General features: G+C 72.2%; 14 protein-coding genes. 4 read left to right on the forward strand and 10 right to left on the reverse strand.

What is annotated here, in order from left to right; all coding sequences use genetic code 11:
• The 3 genes from H0E84_RS00985 to H0E84_RS00995 form a co-directional block, all read left to right on the forward strand.
• Positions 1-1,594 (forward strand): excinuclease ABC subunit UvrA (locus H0E84_RS00985; protein WP_180676760.1); only part of this gene is annotated, 1,594 nt, incomplete at its 5' end.
• Positions 1,595-1,696: 102 nt separating this feature from the next.
• A complete protein-coding gene (locus tag H0E84_RS00990; protein WP_345776244.1) occupies positions 1,697-2,641 on the forward strand; it encodes an NAD(P)/FAD-dependent oxidoreductase in 945 nt (314 codons plus the stop codon).
• A gap of 127 nt (positions 2,642-2,768) precedes the next feature.
• Complete coding sequence (locus tag H0E84_RS00995; RefSeq protein WP_180676761.1) at positions 2,769-3,224, forward strand: metallophosphoesterase family protein; 456 nt, start codon at positions 2,769-2,771, stop codon at positions 3,222-3,224.
• Positions 3,225-3,313: 89 nt separating this feature from the next.
• On the opposite strand, the gene H0E84_RS01000 is transcribed toward H0E84_RS00995, so the two are convergent.
• The 4 genes from H0E84_RS01000 to H0E84_RS01015 are packed head-to-tail and all read right to left on the reverse strand — an operon-like array spanning position 3,314 to position 10,014.
• Positions 3,314-3,676: a DUF2149 domain-containing protein gene (locus tag H0E84_RS01000; RefSeq protein ID WP_180676762.1), complete on the reverse strand. Its 363-nt coding sequence runs from the start codon at positions 3,674-3,676 to the stop codon at positions 3,314-3,316.
• Complete coding sequence (locus H0E84_RS01005; protein ID WP_180676763.1) at positions 3,676-4,167, reverse strand: MotA/TolQ/ExbB proton channel family protein; 492 nt, start codon at positions 4,165-4,167, stop codon at positions 3,676-3,678. The genes H0E84_RS01000 and H0E84_RS01005 overlap by 1 nt, the downstream gene beginning before the upstream one ends.
• The gene (gene cobN, locus H0E84_RS01010; RefSeq protein ID WP_219339529.1) at positions 4,164-8,096 is read right to left on the reverse strand and encodes a cobaltochelatase subunit CobN; all 3,933 of its coding nucleotides are present in this window, start codon (positions 8,094-8,096) and stop codon (positions 4,164-4,166) included. Before cobN ends, H0E84_RS01005 begins: the two co-directional genes overlap by 4 nt.
• A 1-nt stretch (position 8,097) precedes the next feature.
• Complete coding sequence (locus H0E84_RS01015; RefSeq protein WP_219339530.1) at positions 8,098-10,014, reverse strand: TonB-dependent receptor domain-containing protein; 1,917 nt, start codon at positions 10,012-10,014, stop codon at positions 8,098-8,100.
• Positions 10,015-10,464: 450 nt separating this feature from the next.
• Between H0E84_RS01015 and H0E84_RS01020 the strand changes: the two genes are divergently transcribed.
• Positions 10,465-11,028 (forward strand): GIY-YIG nuclease family protein, encoded by a 564-nt coding sequence (locus H0E84_RS01020; protein ID WP_180676765.1) that lies wholly within the window; start codon positions 10,465-10,467, stop codon positions 11,026-11,028.
• 96 nt (positions 11,029-11,124) lie between these two features.
• Here the strand turns inward: H0E84_RS01020 and H0E84_RS01025 are convergent, their stop codons facing one another.
• The 6 genes from H0E84_RS01025 to H0E84_RS01050 all read right to left on the reverse strand — a co-directional run bounded on the left by H0E84_RS01025 (position 11,125) and on the right by H0E84_RS01050 (position 18,223).
• Entirely contained in the window at positions 11,125-12,660 is a 1,536-nt protein-coding gene (locus H0E84_RS01025) for a serine hydrolase domain-containing protein (protein ID WP_219339531.1), read from the reverse strand.
• Positions 12,661-12,718: 58 nt separating this feature from the next.
• The gene (locus H0E84_RS01030) at positions 12,719-14,248 is read right to left on the reverse strand and encodes a M56 family metallopeptidase (protein ID WP_180676766.1); all 1,530 of its coding nucleotides are present in this window, start codon (positions 14,246-14,248) and stop codon (positions 12,719-12,721) included.
• Positions 14,245-14,640, reverse strand: coding sequence for a BlaI/MecI/CopY family transcriptional regulator (locus H0E84_RS01035; RefSeq protein WP_180676767.1), 396 nt, complete (start codon positions 14,638-14,640; stop codon positions 14,245-14,247). Before H0E84_RS01035 ends, H0E84_RS01030 begins: the two co-directional genes overlap by 4 nt.
• A gap of 162 nt (positions 14,641-14,802) precedes the next feature.
• Positions 14,803-15,978 carry a response regulator gene (locus tag H0E84_RS01040; protein ID WP_180676768.1) on the reverse strand — a complete coding sequence of 392 codons (1,176 nt, stop codon included), beginning with the start codon at positions 15,976-15,978 and terminating at the stop codon, positions 14,803-14,805.
• Positions 15,975-17,111 carry an ATP-binding protein gene (locus H0E84_RS20620; protein WP_180676769.1) on the reverse strand — a complete coding sequence of 379 codons (1,137 nt, stop codon included), beginning with the start codon at positions 17,109-17,111 and terminating at the stop codon, positions 15,975-15,977. The genes H0E84_RS01040 and H0E84_RS20620 overlap by 4 nt, the downstream gene beginning before the upstream one ends.
• 2 nt (positions 17,112-17,113) lie before the next feature.
• Positions 17,114-18,223 carry an FIST N-terminal domain-containing protein gene (locus tag H0E84_RS01050; protein ID WP_180676770.1) on the reverse strand — a complete coding sequence of 370 codons (1,110 nt, stop codon included), beginning with the start codon at positions 18,221-18,223 and terminating at the stop codon, positions 17,114-17,116.
• Between the last annotated feature and the right edge of the window lie 55 nt (positions 18,224-18,278).

The raw sequence follows: 18,278 nt of genomic DNA on the forward strand, positions 1-18,278 counted from the left end.
ACGCCGGGCCACCGCGCGGCGGATCGCGGCCGGCGGCGCCGCCCATGCCGGCGCGTCGGACGTCCGGCGCACGCCCGCGCTGTCGGAAGAAAAGCGCATCGCCGCGCAGCGCATCGCCCACGAGCTGGTCGCGCGCATCGGCACCCTGCAGGCGCTGGGGCTGGGCTATCTGTCGATGGACCGCGCCACCCCGACGCTGTCGCCGGGCGAGCTGCAGCGGCTGCGTCTGGCGACCCAGATCCGCTCCAATCTGTTCGGCGTGGTGTACGTGCTCGACGAGCCCACCGCCGGCCTGCATCCGGCCGATGGCGAGGCGCTGCAGCACGCCCTGGACGAGCTCAAGCGCGCCGGCAACAGCGTGTTCGTGGTCGAGCACGATCTGGAGATGATGCGCCGCGCCGACTGGCTGGTGGACATCGGCCCCGACGCCGGCCAGCACGGCGGTCGGGTGCTCTACAGCGGCCCACCGGCGGGGCTGGCGCAGGTGCGGGAGTCGCGCACCGCGGCCTATCTGTTCGCGCAGGATGGCGCGCCAGGACGCGCGCCGCGCGTGCCGCTGGGCTGGCTGGAGCTGCGCGGCGTCCACCGCAACAATCTGCACGGCCTCGACGCGCGCATTCCGCTGGGCGTGTTCGGCGCGGTCACCGGCGTCTCCGGCTCGGGCAAGTCCAGTCTGGTGAGCCAGGCCCTGGTGGACCTGGTATGCCGCCATCTGGGCCACGAACCCGAGTCGGAAGCGGCCGACGGAGACGCCCCTCGGCCGGATGCGGTGGAACCGACCGCCGGCAGGATCGCCGCCGGCGCCGACGCGGTGCGCCGCCTGGTCGTCGTCGACCAGAAACCGATCGGCCGCACGCCGCGCTCCAACCTCGCCACCTACACCGGGCTGTTCGACCATGTGCGGCGGCTGTTCGCCGGCACCCGGCAGGCCAAGGCGCGCCGCTACGATGCCGGGCGGTTCTCGTTCAACGTCGCCAAGGGCCGCTGCGACACCTGCGAGGGCGAAGGCTTCGTCAGCGTCGAGCTGCTGTTCATGCCCAGCGTGTATGCGCCCTGCCCGACCTGCCATGGCGACCGCTACAACGCCAAGACGCTCGAGGTGCGCTGGCAGGGCCGCAACATCGCCGAGGTGCTGGCGATGACCGTGGAGCAGGCGCTGGCGTTCTTCGAGGCCGAGCCGGCGGTGGAGCGCCCGCTGGCGCTGCTCCAGGCGATCGGCCTGGGCTACCTGCGCCTGGGCCAGCCCGCGACCGAACTGTCCGGCGGCGAGGCGCAGCGGATCAAGCTGGCCACCGAGCTGCAGCGCGGCCGGCGCGGAGGCACCCTGTACGTGCTCGACGAGCCCACCACCGGCCTCCACCCGCTGGACGTGGACCGGCTGATGGCGCAGCTGCATGGCCTGGTCGACGCCGGCAATACCGTGCTGGTGGTGGAGCACGAGATGCGCGTGGTGGCCGATGCCGACTGGGTGATCGACATCGGCCCAGGCGCCGGCGAGGACGGCGGCCGCGTCGTCGCCGAAGGGCCGCCGCGCATCGTGGCCGCCGCCGCGGGGAGCCGCACCGCGCCGTACCTGCGGCAGGCGCTTCGATAGCGGCGCGGCACGCGCGAGGCCAATGCGCCCGCCCGGCCTCACGCTGCCGGCACCCGCCGAAGCCTTCAATGGCGTCCGACGGTCGACGAACCGGAGAACCGCGTGCCCCAGTCCCCAGCAGCACCCGCCCTGCTCGATGCGATCGTGGTGGGCGCCGGCCCGGCCGGCCTGACCGCCGCCACCTACCTGCGCCGGTTTCACCGCGACTGCCTGGTGCTCGATGCCGGCGACAGCCGCGCGCGCTGGATTCCCGAGAGCAACAACTGTCCCGGCTTTCCGCAGGGGGTCGCCGGCGACGAGCTGTTGCGGCTCATGCGCGAACAGGCGCAGAAGTTCGGTGCGCGCTTCGAGCACGCCGAGATCGACGCGATCGGGCGCGAGAAAGGCGGCCTCGTGCTCTCCGCCGGTCCGCGGCAGTGGCGCGCGCGCTGCGTGATCCTGGCGACCGGGGTGGCCGACACCCTCCCGGAAGCGTCCTGGACCGGCGACGCGGTGGCCTGCGGGGCGCTGCGCCTGTGCGCGGTCTGCGACGCCTGGGAGGCCACCGACAGCCGCATCGGCGTCTACGGCCCGCTGGCCGGCATCGCCGCGCACGGCCTGTTCCTGCGCAGCTACTCCGAACACGTGACCTTGCTGCCCACCGACGCGGACAGCGGTACCGACGAGGGCGCTGCCGAGGCCCTGCAGCAGGCGCGGGACGCCGGCATCGCGATGCTGCCTGCCGGCGGCAGCCTCGAATTCGACGGCGAGCGCTGCAGCTACCGCAGCCCCGACGGCACCGCGACGGGGTTCGACAGCGTCTACCCCTACCTCGGCGCGCGCACCAGCGCCGGCATCGCCGCGGCGGCCGGAGCCGAGCTGACCGACGATGGCACCCTGGTGGTGGATGCGGGGCAGATGACTTCGGTGCCCGGGCTGTACGCGATCGGCGATGTGGTCAGCGGGCTCAACCAGGTGTCGGTGGCGGTGGGGCAGGCGGCGATCGCCGCGACCCGGATGCACGAGCGCCTGCCGTTCGCGCCGCGCGTGGCCGGAGACGCGAAGTGAACCCGGCCGCCGGCAAAGCGGCCACGCGCTCCTGGACCGGACCCGGCCGCGCGCAGGATCGCGACCGCCCGCCCCACCCGGCCGCGGGGCCACGCGGCCACGGGTGCGCCGCAACGAAGGACCGCCGATGCGCATCGGCCTGATCTCGGATACCCACGGGTTGCTCCGACCCGAAGCGCTCGCGTTCCTGCGCGGCAGCGACCACATCGTGCACGCGGGCGACATCGGCGCGCCGGAGGTCCTGGACGCGCTGGCGGACGTCGCGCCGCTCAGCGCCATCCGCGGCAACGTCGACTCGGGCGCATGGGCCGCCGCGATCCCGGAGACGCTGCGGCTGGAACTCGGCGGCACCCGCCTGCTGGTGCTCCACGACCTCAAGCAGCTCGAGTGCGATCCGGCCGCCGAGGGCATCGAGGTGGTGGTGTCCGGGCATTCGCACCGGCCGCGGATCGAGGAACGCGGCGGCGTGCTGTACGTCAATCCCGGCAGCGCCGGCCGGCGCCGCTTCAGCCTGCCGGTCAGCGCCGCCGAGCTGGTGGTGGCGAACGGAAAGCCCACACCCCGCATCGTCGAGCTTCTGTAGGAGCGCGCCATGCGCGCGAAAGCCGGCGCGGTCGGCCAGGTCCGGGATCACCGCCGATCCGGCCGGAGCCGATCACGCACGCCCAGCCTCTATCGCGTCGATCCTCCGGCCGCACCGGAGCCGGCGCCGTCGCCCGCGCCGGCGGGCGCCTCCGGCACGTACACCATGCGGCCGTCGGCCAGACGGTAGGCGACGCCGGCCTTGGTGCCCTCGCCCTCGCCGATCTCGCCGCTGGACTGGTACTCGCGCAACTCCTCGCCGTCCTTGACCAGCATCCGCATGTCGGCCTGGCCCGGGTTCTCGATCACCATCACCGACTTGTCGGAAAACGGATTCAGTGGATTGCTGACGATGACGATCATCAGCACCGCGATCACCACCAGGAACAGGTCGACGAGGTTGACCACCGACAGGATCGGATCGTCGTGTTCGTCGGTCTCGAGGAATCGCATCAGGCGACAGCCCCGTCCTGCACCGACTGCGCGCGCTCGATCGCCACCAGCTCCTGCAGCAGCCAGCGCCGGCGCACGGTCAGGACCAGGAACGCGATCGAGGCGCTGACCAGGGCGAGGATCACCGAGGAGAACGCGACCACCAGATGCTCGCCGACGCTCGCCGCCTCGTTGCGGGTCAGCGCCATCAACGCCGGGCCCATCGGGATCATGGTGGCGACCAGGCCCAGCATCGGCGCGCTGCGCGCGGTGATCCGCAGCCATTCGAGCTGGCGCATCACCCACAGCTCCATTTCCGCCGAACTGGCGCCGGTGGCGGCGTGGTGCGCGGCCAGCGCGGAGCGGTAGCCATGGCCGCGGCGCTGCCACGCCTCGACCGCGAACGCCCCCAGAGCGATGAAGCTGTAGACCAGCGCCAGCACGACGAGCACCAGCACCGGGACCAGGAAGACGTGCGCGAGGTGGTAGAGGGCGGATTCGAAACCGTTCATGGGGAGCTCCGGGAAAGACGGGGAAGACGGGCCTGGCGCCAGCCGCCGAGGCCGGCGCAGGCGAGCAGCAGCAGGCCACCGAGCCAGGGCTGCCAGGGCGGTTCGGCCGACGCGGCGCGCACGACCTCCTGCATGACGCGGCCGCGCACGGTGGCCGGCTCGGCGGGATCCGCGGGGTCTGCGGTGGGGGGCTCCGGATTGGCGTCGGGCGCCAAGGCCTCCGCCCGCGTGGGCGGCTGGGCCGCCGCCGGCCGCGGCATGCCCGGGTCCAGCCCGAAACCGCCCGCGACCTGCTCGATGAATTCGCGGGTGATGCGCGCGCCGGCATCGGCGCCGAGTTCGGCGGTCAGCGCCTGCCAGCGCTGCGCCAGCTCGCGGCGGGTGCGCTCGTCGGCCTGCCAGTAGCCCTTGCGCACCGCCTCCATCATCCGCTCGATCAGCTGCGCCTGCGCGGTCGGATTGTGCTGTTCGAACCAGGCGTCGATGCCGAGTTCGCGTTCGTCGCGCACGTAGGTCTCGTGCAGCGCCTGCCACTGGTCGGCGCGCACGGTGCCGGGCGCGGTGGCCTGCCAGCCGAACAGGTTGTTGGCGACGTCGAGCACCTGCAGCGTGCCGGCGTAGCCCTCCTGCTGCATGGCGCCGATCCACTGCGGGTTGAGGTAGCGGCTGCGCAGCTCGGCGGACAGGAACTCGGCGGCGGTGGTGGTGCGCGCCGTCGCGGTGCGCAGGTCGCTGACGTACAGCGCCGGCGTGCTGCCGTCGACCTCGCGCATCGCCATCGACAGCCCGCCCATGTACTCGAACACGTGGTCGGTGTTGAGCACGCCGTACACGTTCGAGGAGCGCGGCAATACCACGCCATCGGTGCCGGCGAGATGATCGGCCAGCAGGTTGGCGTCCCCGCCGCCGGACGCGCCCCAGTCGCCGCCGCCGTAGCCGTACTGCATCCGCGCCAGGAACTGCGCGGCCAGCGGCGCCTCGTCGTCCCAGCCGGTCGAGTCCATCACTTGGTCGGCCAGGTCGGTGCCGTAGTCGCCCGGGGCGTTGCCGAACATCCGCAGGCGGGAGAATTCGGACGCGCGCGCGGCATCGACGCCGCGCGCCACCAGCGCCGCCGCGATCCTGCGGCTGTTGGCGGCGATCGCGTTGCCGGGCTCTTCCAGGCGCGCCAGCTGCTGCAGGGCCGCGTCGAGCTTGTGCATGAATCCGTCGAACTGGTCGCGATAGCTGCCGGTCACCTGCACCACCACGTCCACGCGCGGGCGCCCCAGCTCGGCCTGCGGCACGATCTCGATCCGCTCGACGTCGCCGCCCGCGCTCCATACCGGGCGCAGGCCGGCCGCGTGCAGCACCTGCGCTTCGACCACGCCGAGGTGGCGCACGGTCTCGACCGACCACATCACGAAGGCCAGCTTGTCCGGCGCGGCGCCATCGTGGGTCTGGCGATGGGCCGCGAGCAGCTGCTCGAAGGCCTCGCCGCCGGCCTGCCAGGCCGCGCGGGTCGGGATCCGGTCCGGATCGAACGGATACAGGTTGCGACCGCTGGGCACCTCGGGATTGCGGACCGGATCGCCGCCCTCGCCGGGCCGCACGAAGCCGCCGCGCAGGCCTGCCAGCAGCGCCTTGATCTCGCCGGTCTGGGCCAGGCGGCGGTCGCTGGCGATCGCGCGTTCGACCTGTTCGCGCAGCGCCGGATCGCCGATCCGCTGCGGCGGCTCGCCGTCGCGCAGATAGCGCCGCAGGAACCGGTACGGCTCGCTCTCCTGCAATCGGGCGAAGTCCTCGGCGAAGACTTCCTGGGGATCGAGGCCGAGCGCGGCGTAGTAGTCGTCGCCCAGCTGCTGCATCACCGTCGAGAGGCGGTGCTCCGGCGCCGCCGGGGTCCCGAACACGTGGAGGCCGAGCGGGATGGCGCTGCGCGCGAGCTGGTGCAGGTGGTCGTGCAGCGCGACGAAGAACTGCTCGAAGTCGGCATCGATGGCGGCCTCCTGCCAGCCGATGTCGGCGTGCAGGTTGCGGGCGATGGCGGCGTCGCGCAGGCGGCGCATCGCGGCCTCGCGCACCGGACCCGGCTCGGTCATCTGGTATTCGTGCACCAGGTGGTGCAGATCGCGCAGTTCGTCGTAGAGGCCGGCCGGCGCGAACGCCGGGGTCTGGTGGCTGACCAGCACCGCGCGGCCGCGGCGCTTGGCCTGCACCGCCTCGCCGATGTTGTCCTGGATGTACGGGTAGAACACCGGCAGGTCGCCTACCACCAGGTTCGGCCAGTCGAAGGCCCACAGGCCGCGGTCCTTGCCCGGCAGCCATTCCTGGGTGCCGTGGGTGCCGAAGTGGATCAGCGCGTGCGGGTCGTGCTGCTGGCGCAGCCACAGGTAGGTGGCCAGGTAGGCATGCGCCGGCGGCACCGCGCCGTCGTGGGTGGCGGTTCCGTACTCGCCGGCGCGCGGCGGCTGCGGCAGCACCGCCAGCCCGCCGAGCCGCCAGCGCGGGATCGCGAACGCGCGTACGCCGTCGACCGTGATCACCGCACGGCTGTCATCCGGATCGCCCCAAGTTTCCAGCAATGCCTCGCGCTGCCGGGCCGGCAGCGTCCGCAGCCAGCGCTCGTAGGCGGCCAGCGGCAGGGTGGCGGCGAGATCGCGCTCGACCAGGCCGGGCAGGGTCTCGGGCCGGTACCAGCCGGCGAGCATCGCCTGGCCGGCTTCGATCACCTGCGCCTCCGTGGACGCGTCGACCGGATATTCGGCAGCGGCGAGCGCTGCGGTCACGTCGGCCACGCTGCGCGGCAGGTTGAGCTGCGAGGCCGACAGGTTGCGCTCGCCGTGCGGGTAGTTCCAGAACATCAGCGCCAGGCGCTTGTCGGCGGCGGCCGTCGCGCGCAGCCGCGCCAGCGACGCGAGTTTGTCGGCCAGCAGTTCGACCTGCTCGGGGATCGGCACCGGCTCGCCGTCCTCCACCGCGGCCAGCACCACCGGATCGCTCATGCCCCAGCTCTCCGGCACCGCCAGCAGGGTGGCCATCGCCGCCGCGCTCATGCCGCTGGCCTCGCCGCGCCAGGATTCCACGGTACTGCCACGCGCGGTGGACGCGATGAGTGCCGGTACGTCGAGGGCGGTGAAATCGCGCAGGCGCCGCTCGCCGTTGCCCAGGTGGGTGAGGTTGACCAGGGCGGCGATGTCGGTGTCGCGCAGGCCGTCGATCAGTCCGTCCGGATCGTTGCGCTCGAACCAGAGCGTCACCGGCACCAGTCCGCGCGCCTCGCTCGCGGCGATCAGCGCGTCGACGTCCCTGAGCTGCATCGACGAGAGCGCGTGGCTGGAGATCACCAGGGCGACGCGCGCGCCATCGGCGTGGCCGCGTTGACGCTGCCAGCCAAGATAGTCGTCCAGGCTCGAGAACGGCTCGGCGGCCTCGGGGTGATAGTAGCCGGTGGCCGGCATCGGCACCGGCGGCGGCACCGACGCGAGCGCCTCGTCGCGGTGCCAGCGGCCGAGCCAGTCGAGCATGCGGCGGAAATTGGTTTCGCCGCCCTGCTGGTAGTAGCCGGCCACCTGCCGCGCCTGCGCGGGTTCGATTCCGTCGAAGCCGAGCGGGCCGCCGCCGATCGCGATCCACGGCGTGCCGAGCTCGTCGAGCGCCGGCGCGATCAGCGCGCGCACGCGCTCGGCATGGCTGGCCACCGGCGTGTCGACGATCACCAGCCCGCTCGCGGCCAGCCAGTCGCGCGGCTCGCCGGGCGGCGGCCGGTCGACCGACAGGTACTCGAACCGCACGCCTTGCGTGCGTCCCCACCGATCGATCTTCAGCGTCTTGCCGGGTAGGGTGAAGTCGGTGGTGACCACGGTGACCCGCAGCGGTTCGGCCGCCCGCGCCGGCCCGGAACACGCCAGCACGACCACCAACAGCAGCCAGCGCAATGCATCGGCCACGTCAGAAGTCCAGGTCGAAGCCGAGGTAGTAGCTGCGCCCCCGCTGCGGGTAGGGATACTGCAGGTCGATGCTGTCCTGGCGCGCGTCGCCGATGTTCTCGACGCCGCCGCGCAGGGTGAGCGCGCTGCCGATGCGGTAGCTCAGGTCCAGCGCGTACAGCGTATCGGCAGGCACCTCGATCGCCGGGCCGCGGCTGGGGTACTCGAGCTGGCTGCCGATGTATTCGGCGCGCAGCCGCGCGGTGAACGCGTCCACCGGGGTCCACGCCAGGGTCGCGGCGCCGCTGTGGTGGGAGCGCATCTCCAGCTTGCGGTCGGCGTCCTCGTCGCGGGCGTCGAGGTAGGTGTAGTTGCCTTCCAGCGCCAGCGTGGCGGTCAGATCGACCGCGCCGGCCAGCTCGATGCCGGCCAGGTGCGCGCGGTCGACGTTGCGGTAGGTGCGGATTTCCATCACCCCCGGCTGCCCGCAGCGCTCCACGCAGACGATCTCGATCAGGTCGCGCAGGCGATTCTCGAACGCGGTGGCCTGGGCGTGCCAGCGTTCGCCGCGGTACTGCGCGCTCAGCTCGTAAGTGGTGCTCACTTCCGGGCGCAGTTCGGGGTTGCCGAACAGTTCGAGCAGGCCGGCGATGCTGGCGTAGTACTCGGGCGACAGCTGCTTCAGCGTCGGCGCCTTGAAACCGCGGCCGGCGCCGCCCTTGAACACCCAGCCATCGCGCTCGTGCACCAGATAGGCGCGCGGGCTGTGCTGCCCGCCGAAACGCTGGTGACGGTCGTAGCGGTCACCGAGCACCAGCTCCCAGCCGTCGGCCAGTGCGATCTCGTCCTGCAGGAACACCGCGCGGTGGATGGTCTGGTCGCTGCCGGCGGTGTTGACCAGCACGTCCTCGAGGGACTCGCGGCGCCATTCGCCGCCGACGGTGACCCGGTGGCGCTCGCCGAACGTGCGCGCCAGGTGCCCGTCGGCGATCTCGTCGCGCAGGTGCTGCGGTCCGGTCGGATTGCCGGGGGCGCGGTGGTTGATCTTGTCGAGGCTGGCGCGGCTGAGCCGCAGCCCGCTTTCGCCCCAGCCCCAGCGTCCGCGGTGCGACAGCGCCCACTGTTCGCGATCGACCTCGTCGCGCGATTCGTAGATGTAGGGATTGCTGCCGCTCTGCAGGCCGTGGCGCACCCGCTCCTCGCGGCCGCCCAGCCAGCGCAGGTCGACGCGGTGGAACTCGCCCGGGGTCCAGCTCAGGGTGGCGCTGCCGCTGTCGGCGTCGCGCGCCTCGCGGCGGCTGGTGCCCGGGACCAGCGGATCGGGCGTCTCGTCGATCCGGCTGCGATCGGCCACCATGCTCAGGCCGAGCGTGTCCGCCACCAGCGGACCGCCGGCGTAGACCGCGAACTGCCGGCGGGAGCCGCCGTCGGCGGCCGGCTCACCGGCGTTGGCGCGCAGGCTGCCGCGCCAGGCGTCGGTGGCGCTGCGGCTGATCACGTTGACCACGCCGCCCAGCGCGTCCGAGCCGTACAGCGAGGACATCGGCCCGCGCACGATCTCGACCCGCTCGATCGCCGCGGCCGGCATCCAGCCCAGGTCGTAGTCGCTGTGGGCGATCGCGCCGATCGAGCTGTTGACCCGCATGCCGTCGAGCAGGGTCACGGTATAGCTGGGGTCCATGCCGCGCACGCTGACGCCGCGCCGGTCCAGGCCGATGCCGCTCAGGCCGATGCCGGGCTCGCCGCGCAGCGCTTCGGCCAGGTCGTAGACCGGCCGCGCCGCCAGCTCCTCGCGGGTGATCACCGACATCGAGGCCGGCGCGGTGTCCAGAGTGCGCTCGCTGGCTGTGGCGGTGACCACCACTGCATCGAGGTCGGTGGCGCCCGGGGCCGCCGAAGTCTCGGCGGAGGCATGGCCAGCCAGGGCGGCGGCCAGCACGAGGATAGAGAGGGGGAAACGACGAATGGTGCTGGAGCGAGCTGCGACGTGGGCGAAGGGCATCAAAGGGCCGGGCAATCATGAGTGATGTTATAATATATCGCTAATCTGCCCCGAAGGGGATGCGGGCGAAGGGCGAACGTCATACCCCCGAAAAGGCATGCCCCAATCCGGACATGGCGCTCGAACGGAGTAACCAGACGCCCGCCCTGGACTCAGGCCTTCCAACGCCTCGGGGGGCGGCCGTACTCGGCGAACTCCTCCACCTCGAACGACGCGCGAGCCATTCGGCCGGCTGGCCGATCTCCAGCGCTTCGGTCGCGGGCGTCGGCGGCGGGACTGGCACCCGTCGCAACCGTGGCGAGACATGGCGACCGCGTTCCGGCCGGTGCCGGCCGGCGCGGCCGGCGGATGCACGACGGAGGCGGGCTTCCTGCTACACCTGCGTGCATGACCAGCCTCGGCCGCTGCTACGTCTACGTGCTGCCCTGCACCTGGGAGGACCACTGCAAGGTCGGTTTCTCGCGCGACCCGCTCGGCCGCATGCAGGGCCTGCACCGGCGCTGGTTCGAGTTCTTCGACCTGGCCGGTGCCGCGCTGGTGGAAACCGAGACCGTGCGCGACGCCCGCGACCTGGAGCTGGAACTGCGGCGGCCGCTGGCCGCGCACCGGGCGCCGGCACCGCTGACGGTGCGCAAGCAGGCCGCCGGCCACACCGAATGGCTGCGCGGCGCCGCGCAGCCGCTGCAGCGCGCGGTCGCCGATCTGGCGCGGCGCGGCCACGTAGTGCACGCACCGCCGAACGAGTGGCTGCGCACCGCCCTGCACGCGCGCAGCGACCAGCTCTACGCCTGGACCCTGGCCCAGCTCTCGCCGGACGAACTGCAGCGCCTGGCCGGCCCCACGCCCACCCAGCAGCTGGTGCGCGACACCCTGGACGCGTATGCGGCCCTGGAGATCGAGGTGGAACCGCTGCTGCCGACGGAAGTGCTCGGCTGGTACCGCGGGAGCTGAGGCCTTGCCCCCGATCGCGCGGTGCTGGGATCCCGCTCCGGGATCGGGTTCGGCCGCCGGTGCTACCGGCGAGGTCGCCGGCAGGCGCGGGTGCCGCTATTCGGCGCCACGGCGGTAGTAGGCGCGCGAATCGCCCTGTTCGACGCTGAGCGCCCGCACCTTGCCGTGCGCGTCGCGGTGGAATTCGTACTGGAGGGTGGCCGCGGCGAAGCGGGTGGGGGACAGCGGCTGCAGGGTCCGCGGTTCGTCCTCGTCCGGCAGCCGGATACGCATCGCGCCGTCGGCGATCGCGACTTGGACCGTGTCGGTGTCGAAGGAGTCGGCCAGGTTTCCGCGATGATCCATCGGCGCCGCGGCGTCCAGCCGATAAATCCCGACGTAGTCGGCATAAATGGGCGCATGCAGATCCAGGTCGACGGTACGGACCAGCGGATTCACGCCCAGCCCGATCGCATCGGAGAGCGCGTTGCGGATCTCGCGGTGCAGCGCGTAGCCATTGGCGCCGTTGGTCAGGATCGCGAAGCCGTCGCCCGTTTCGAGATATCCCTCGATCCACGCGTGATAGCTGTCGTTGGCGCCGCCGTGGTGAAAGATCCGGGTGGCGCCGGCGCCCTCCAGCCGCGGGCCCAGGCCGTGCGGGCTGGGCGCGACTTCGGTCATCATCTGCCGGGCGAGCGGTTGCGGCAGCAGCCCGTCCGCGCCGCGGTAACTCCGGATCAGCGCGCCGACGAAGGCGCCAAGCTCGTTGGCACTGGTCCACAGGCCGGAGGCGGCCTGCTCGGGGAATGCTTCCCAGCCGCGCGGCAGGGCGGTCGGCGCGCCGTCGCGGTCGTGCGCCCGGGCGATGTTGCCGCGCTCCGCCGGCAACGGGCTGAGGAAGGTGCTGCGATGCATGCCCAGCGGATCGAAGACCTGCGCACGCGCGACCGTCTCCAACGGCTGGCCGGTGACGTCCTCGATCACCCGTTGCTGGACCATCGTGCCGCCGCCCGAGTAGTCCACCTTCAGGCCCGGCGCGTGCTGCAGGCGAATGGGCGCGTTCTTCGCCGGCGACGTACCGTCCAGGATCTCCGGCAGGCTCGGCAAGGGCTCGCCGGGCAGGAAGTCCTTGAAGCCATGCACCGTCAACCCGGCGGTGTGCGACATCAGCATGCGCAGCGTGACCGGCGCGTTCGCGACGCCCGGCAACGGCGCGACCCGCCACCCGCGCAGGTCGTCGTTGACGTCGCGGTCGAGGTCGAGCCTGCCGTCGGCGACCAGCCGCAGCGAGGTGGCCGCAGTGGCGATCTTGCTGATCGAGCCGACCGAGAACAGGGTGTCGGCATCGACGGCCTCCTGCGTGCCGGCCCGGCGCACGCCGAAGCCCATCGCCTGCATCACCTGGCCGTCTTTCAGCACCGCGATGGCCACGCCCGGCACGCGGTGGTGCGCCATGCGCGCCTGCAGCGACCAGCGCGGCAGGGGCTCGCCGACCTTCATCAGGTTCGAGCGCAGGCCGTGGGTCAGTACGGCTTGCAGCCCGACCGGTGCAGGCTCGCGTTCGCGGTCCTGCGCCTGCACGCCGGCCGCGGCCACCAAGGCGCAGGCCGCCATCAGCGCCGGGAGGATCCCGGCGTGCATGCTCGTTTTCATTGCGGGATCCCTCTGGTGGACGCTGCGGACCTGCGGACCACTGCGGCCGGGCGGCCGGTCAGCCGTTGCCCGGCACCGCGCCCCGGCCGATCAGGTACTCGCGCACCTCGCGGCCGCGCGCTTGGTTCAGGGGCGAGCGCCACTGGCCGAAGTCGGCGCGCACACCGAGGTTGACGTCGGCGCCGTGCGCGACCAGGCGCTCCACCACCGGCAGATGCCCGTGGCGCGCTGCATTGATCAGCGCGGTCTCGTCGCCCGGGACGATGGCATCGACGCTTGCGCCCGAGTCCAGCAGCAGCGCCACGGCTTCGCGGTGCCCGCCCATCGCCGCCATGATCAGCGGATTGCCATCGCCACGCGCCGGGCGGTTCACGTCGGCGCCCATGCGCAGCAGCGCGGTGATCATCGGCAGGTCGCCGGCCCTGGCGGCGGCGATCAGCGCGGTGCCGTCGCCGGGCACCACGGCATCGATGTCCGCGCCGCGCCGCAGCAGCGCCCGTACCTCGTCGAGGCGGCCACCGCCGGCCGCTTCCACCAGCAACCGGGCGTCGGCCATGCGCAGCGACGCGGGGACTTCGTCGTCCGGCGCGCCCATTCGCGGCGTGGCCGCCAACGTCAGCGTCACGCTCGACGCCAGCATCAGGCCGAACAGGAGCAGTGCGGGCTTGCCCCGCGGCGAAACAGCATGCTTGTCCATTTCCAGGAGTCCTTCTATGCGTTGGTGCAGGCCCGCGCGGCCGGCAAAGATGCCACTGGCCAGCACGAGGGGATCGGGAAGCAGTAGCGCCTGCTCGGCGCTGCGCAGCAGCGAGTTCGCGTAGTGCCGGCCCACGCCGGTGCGCGCGGCGGCGAACGCGTCGCAGGCCATCTCGCGCGCCAGGTCGAGCCGCGAAGCGATCAACCGCAGGAACGGGTTCCACCAGTAGACGGCGACGAGTACGTGCTGGACGAGCGACCACGCCATGTCGCCGCGCCGCACGTGCGCGATCTCGTGGCGCAGCACGTCGCGAAGCGCGGCCTCGGACAGTTCGGCCACCAACGCCCGCGGTACCAGGATGCAGGGGTGCGCCAGGCCGACCACCATCGGGCTACGGATGCCGGTGGACACCCGGACGGTGGCGTTGGCGGGCAGTTCGCTGCGGACCAGGCGCTCCAGGTGGGGCGAGCTGCGCGACGTATCGCGCAGGCGCCGCGCCCGATACCAACCTGCCCACAGGCGCCCTAGGCTCCAGAGCGTTCCCAACACCCACGCCAGCAGCACGATCGGCTGCAACCCTGCCAGCATTGCGCGCGTGGGCAGTGCATCGCCCGCCACGACGGATGCAACGGTGGTTGCGCGTGCTGCCGGCGCAATGGTTGCCAGCGGCGCGTTCGCCGTCGGGCCGGCTGTCGACGCGTCGCCCGGCAGCAGCACCGCCAGCGGCGAGACCGCCGCCAGCAGGAGAACGCAGAGCCACATCCACGAACGCGCCCGTGCGCTTGGCCGCCGCAGCCGGAAGACCAGCAGCGCCAGCAGCAGGAGCACCGCGCTCTGCCAAAGGTGCTGCACGCCGATGGCGACGACGACCTCCGGCCAACGATCGCTCATTTTCGCTTCCTCGGTCTGGGGGCGGCGTCCACCCGGTCCTGCAGGGCCTGCAGCTCGGCCAGATCGAGATCGTGTTCCTCGATCAGGTGCTGGGCCAGCACGTCGGGCGAGCCGCCGAAGAACTGCCGGAGCACATTGTTCAGCGCCTGCCGGCGCGCCTCGACGCGACTGATCGCGGCGCGGTAGACGAAGGCGCGGCCCTCGGTGCGATACGCCACCAGCCCCTTGCGCTCGAGCACCTTGAACATCGTCAGCACGGTGGTGTACGCCACCGGCTTCGTCTTCGACAGCTCCTCGGCCACCTCGCGCACCGAAGCCTCCTTGCGGGTCCAGAGCACCTCCAGGATCGCGCGCTCGGAGTTGGTCGGCGTGGGCGAGGTGGGGCGGGCCATCGGAGGGTCCTACTAATTCGTTAGTTGGTGGGCGGACGGTAGCGGAGCCGTGCGACGCTGTCAACTAAAGAACTAGTAGTCGCCCATCCGACATCGTCAGCCCTGGCGGACCCTCGGGCGCGACGCTCCGGGATCGCGCGGCCGCGCGGGCCGGGCGCGGGGTCAGGACACCGCGGCGCCGGGCGCCTGCTGCGGCTCCGGCGCGTCCGGATCGTTACCGCAGCTGACCAGAACCGGTTCCTCGATGGCGCCGGCGGCCTGCAGGTTGCGCAGCGCCAGGATCGCGGTGGCGCTGAGTTCGCTGCCCTGGCGGAGCAGCATGGTGCCGCGGGTGCTGGCGATGTCGCGCTCCACCCGCCAGCCCGGCATCAGCTCGCGGATACGCGCCAGCCGCGGGCCCTCGTGGATCCGCAGGCGCAGGCTGCCCAACGCCTTGACGATGTCGGCCGGGATTTCCGGTTCGAGCATGCGCACGCCCTCGATGGCGCTGGCCGCCGACTCCTTGCGCGACAGGCCGCGCACCAGATGCAGCGCGGCGCGCAGCAGTTGCGCGCCGCGCACGACTTCGTCGGGCTCGGTGTAGGGCGGCGGTGCGGCCTGGTAGCGGACGATCCGGGCCACGGCGCCCAGGCGCGGGATCTCGGCCAGCAGCCGATGCCCGACCTCCGGGTGCGATTCCACCAGCCGGCGCTCCTCTTCGGTCAGCTCGCCCCCGGCCAGGTCGCGCTGGAGCAGGTCCACGGGCACGCCCACGCAGCCGACATGGCTGAGCGAGGCGGCCACCCGCACCGCCCAGCTGTCGGTCCAGGCCAGCCTGTCGGCGACATGGGCGACGCAGGTCTGCAGCAGTTCGGAGCGGTGGAACGCGCCCGGCGCCACCATCGACAGCACCTCGGTGAGCATGCGGATGGTGCCGGCCAGCGTGGTCTCCAGCAACTCGCGCTCGACCAGGATGCGCCGGTGCAATCGCACCGCCTCGTGCAGGGTGGCGGTGAGCTCGTCGGTGGGGCAGGGCTTGCGCAGAAAGCGGAAGATGGCGCCTTGATTGATCGCGGCGATCGCCGACTCGGTGTCGGCCTGACCGGTCAGCAGCACCCGCACCGTGTCCGGGGCACGCTCGCGCGCCAGCCCGAGGAACGTCGCGCCGTCCATCGCCGGCATGCGCATGTCGGACATGACGACGTCGAACGGCGGTGCGCCCGCCATCGCCGCCAGGCCGGCCTCGCCTCCGCCGGCGGTCACCACCTCGAACTGGCCGAACAGGTTGCGCTGCAGCGCGGCGAGCAGGTTGGGCTCGTCGTCCACGCACAGGATCCGCGGCAGGGCCGTCTCGCTCACGACCCCACCCCTGCGGCCTCGATGGGCAGGCGCACCACGAACGTGGTGCCCGCCGCGGCGCCGTCTGCGGTTTCGAAGAAGAGCGCGCCGCCGTGCTTCTCGACCACGGTGGAATAGGCCATGGCCAGACCCTGCCCGGTGCCCTTGCCCACCGGCTTGGTGGTGAAGAACGGATCGAAGACCCGGGTGCGGATGGCTTCGGGGATGCCGGGGCCGTCGTCGGCGACGCGGATATCGACGTGGCGATCGCCGAACCGGCGCAGCGAGATCGCGATCCGGCCCTTGTCGCGCTCCCCGGGCACCAGACTGTCGGCGATGGCGTGCGCGGCGTTGACCACCAGGTTCAGCAGCACCTGGCCGATCTCGTCGCGCAGGCAGCAGACCTCCGGCACGTCGCCGGCGAAATCCGTCTCCAGTTCCGCCAGGTACTTCCACTCGTTGCGCGCCACGGTCACCGCGGTCTCGACCAGCGGACGCAGGTCCACGCGCTCCTTCACGCCCGCCGAGGGATGCGAGAACCGCTTCATCGCGCCGACGATCGTCGAGATCCGCTCCAGCCCCTCCAGCGACTGGTCCAGCGCCTCGGGCATCTGGCTGCGCAAGAAGTCGAAGCGAGTGCGGCGGACCGCGGCCTCGAACGCCTCCACCGGCGCTTCCAGGCCGCCGCGGCCGCGCGCGGTGTCGATCACCGCCAGCGCGGCGGCCAGCACCTCGTCGACGGCGTCCATGCCCTTGCGGACGAAGGCGACGTTGTCGCGCACGTACTGGGCCGGGGTGTTGATCTCGTGGGCGATGCCGGCGGCCAATTGGCCCACCGACTCCATCTTCTGCGCCTGCAGCAGCGCGGCCTGGGTCCTGCCCAGCTCGGTCAGCGCGCGCTGCAGCTCGTGCCGTTCCTCGCTCAGCTCTCGGGTCTTCATCGCCACGATCTTGCCCAGCGCGACGTTCTGCTGCAGGGTTGCCAGCGGCGAGGCGGCCGAGTCGTCGCGCGCGGTCACCCGCTTCTTCAGCACCGCGATCACCTTGTCGCGCGCGGCCAGCTTGCGCTGCAGGCCGGCCACGGTGGAGGCGGCATCCGTGGACGGCCCTCCCCCATCGGGCGTGTGGACTGGCGGCGCGGCAGCACGCTCCACGCTCACGCTCCGATCGCCACGCCGGTGAAGGTCTGGTTGACGTGCAGGCCGTTGAACTGCTCGCCGTAGGTGGAGAAACCGAACACGTTCTGGGCGGCCATGAACGCGCCCACGCGCCCGTCCATGCCGCTCTGCTCGAAGCCGACGCGGCGCAGGATGCAGTCGCAGCCGATCACCAGCGCCGGGTCGGGCACGCTGCGGCGCACCTCGGCGAACGCATGCTCCAGGGTCTGCATCGCATCCACCGCGCGCCCCACCGAGACCACCATCGCCTCGTCCACCGCGCAATAGCAGGTCAACGACAGATCGTCGTTGGCGCGCAGGATCGAGCGCACGTAGGGCTCGCCGGCGATGGTCAGCAACAGCGGATGGGTGGAGAAGACGGCGGCGTCCAGGTCGGCGACCGCCACGCCCACCGCTTCCGCATACGCCAGTGCCGCCGGCTCGCCGTCCAGCTCGAGGATCGTCCGCGTATCCGGATCCGCCCCGGTGACCACCAGCTCGACCTCGCTGGGCACGAAGTGCTGGAACTTGAAGATGGCGAAGGGGCTGCGGCACTCGAACAGCGCCAGCACCGCCGCATCGGAGAGGAAGCGGCCGTCGTGGTAGACGTGGGTGCGCTCGAACTTCAGGTTGTCGCCGGCCGAGCCGCCGATCAGCGGAATGTTGCCGGTCATCTGGTACAGCGCCGCGGCCAGGTGCTCCTCGCAGGTCGAGAGCCCGTCGACCAGCAGCAGCGCGAACCATTGCGCGGGCCGGGACTCGGTCATCGCCTGCACCGTGGCGGCCGCGACCGCCGCCTGCGCCTGCAGGTCGGACAACGGCGCGATCAGCAGCGGATGGACGTCGATGGCGCCGCCGCGCACGCCCGCAGCAAGGATGCCGCTGGCCTGGAACCCCCGCGCGCCGAGCTGACCGGCCGAGGTGCAGCCGAGCACCGGGCAGGCGAACGCGGCCTTGATCGCCGGCCCGAGCGCGTCGAGGTCGTAGTCCGGATCGCAGAAGAGCAGCACCGCATCGAGCGCCGCGTCGCCGAGCTGCGCGGCCAGGTCGCGCACGGCGGCGGCCGCGTTGCGGGACGAGGTCTCGGCATGGGTGACGCTGAGTGCCATCGACGGGTTCCGGGGTGTCCTGGAATCGATAGCGGCCGCGGCGGCCGGGGATTGA

The sequence above is a fragment of the Luteimonas salinisoli genome (assembly GCF_013425525.1).
Taxonomy (GTDB): domain Bacteria; phylum Pseudomonadota; class Gammaproteobacteria; order Xanthomonadales; family Xanthomonadaceae; genus Luteimonas; species Luteimonas salinisoli.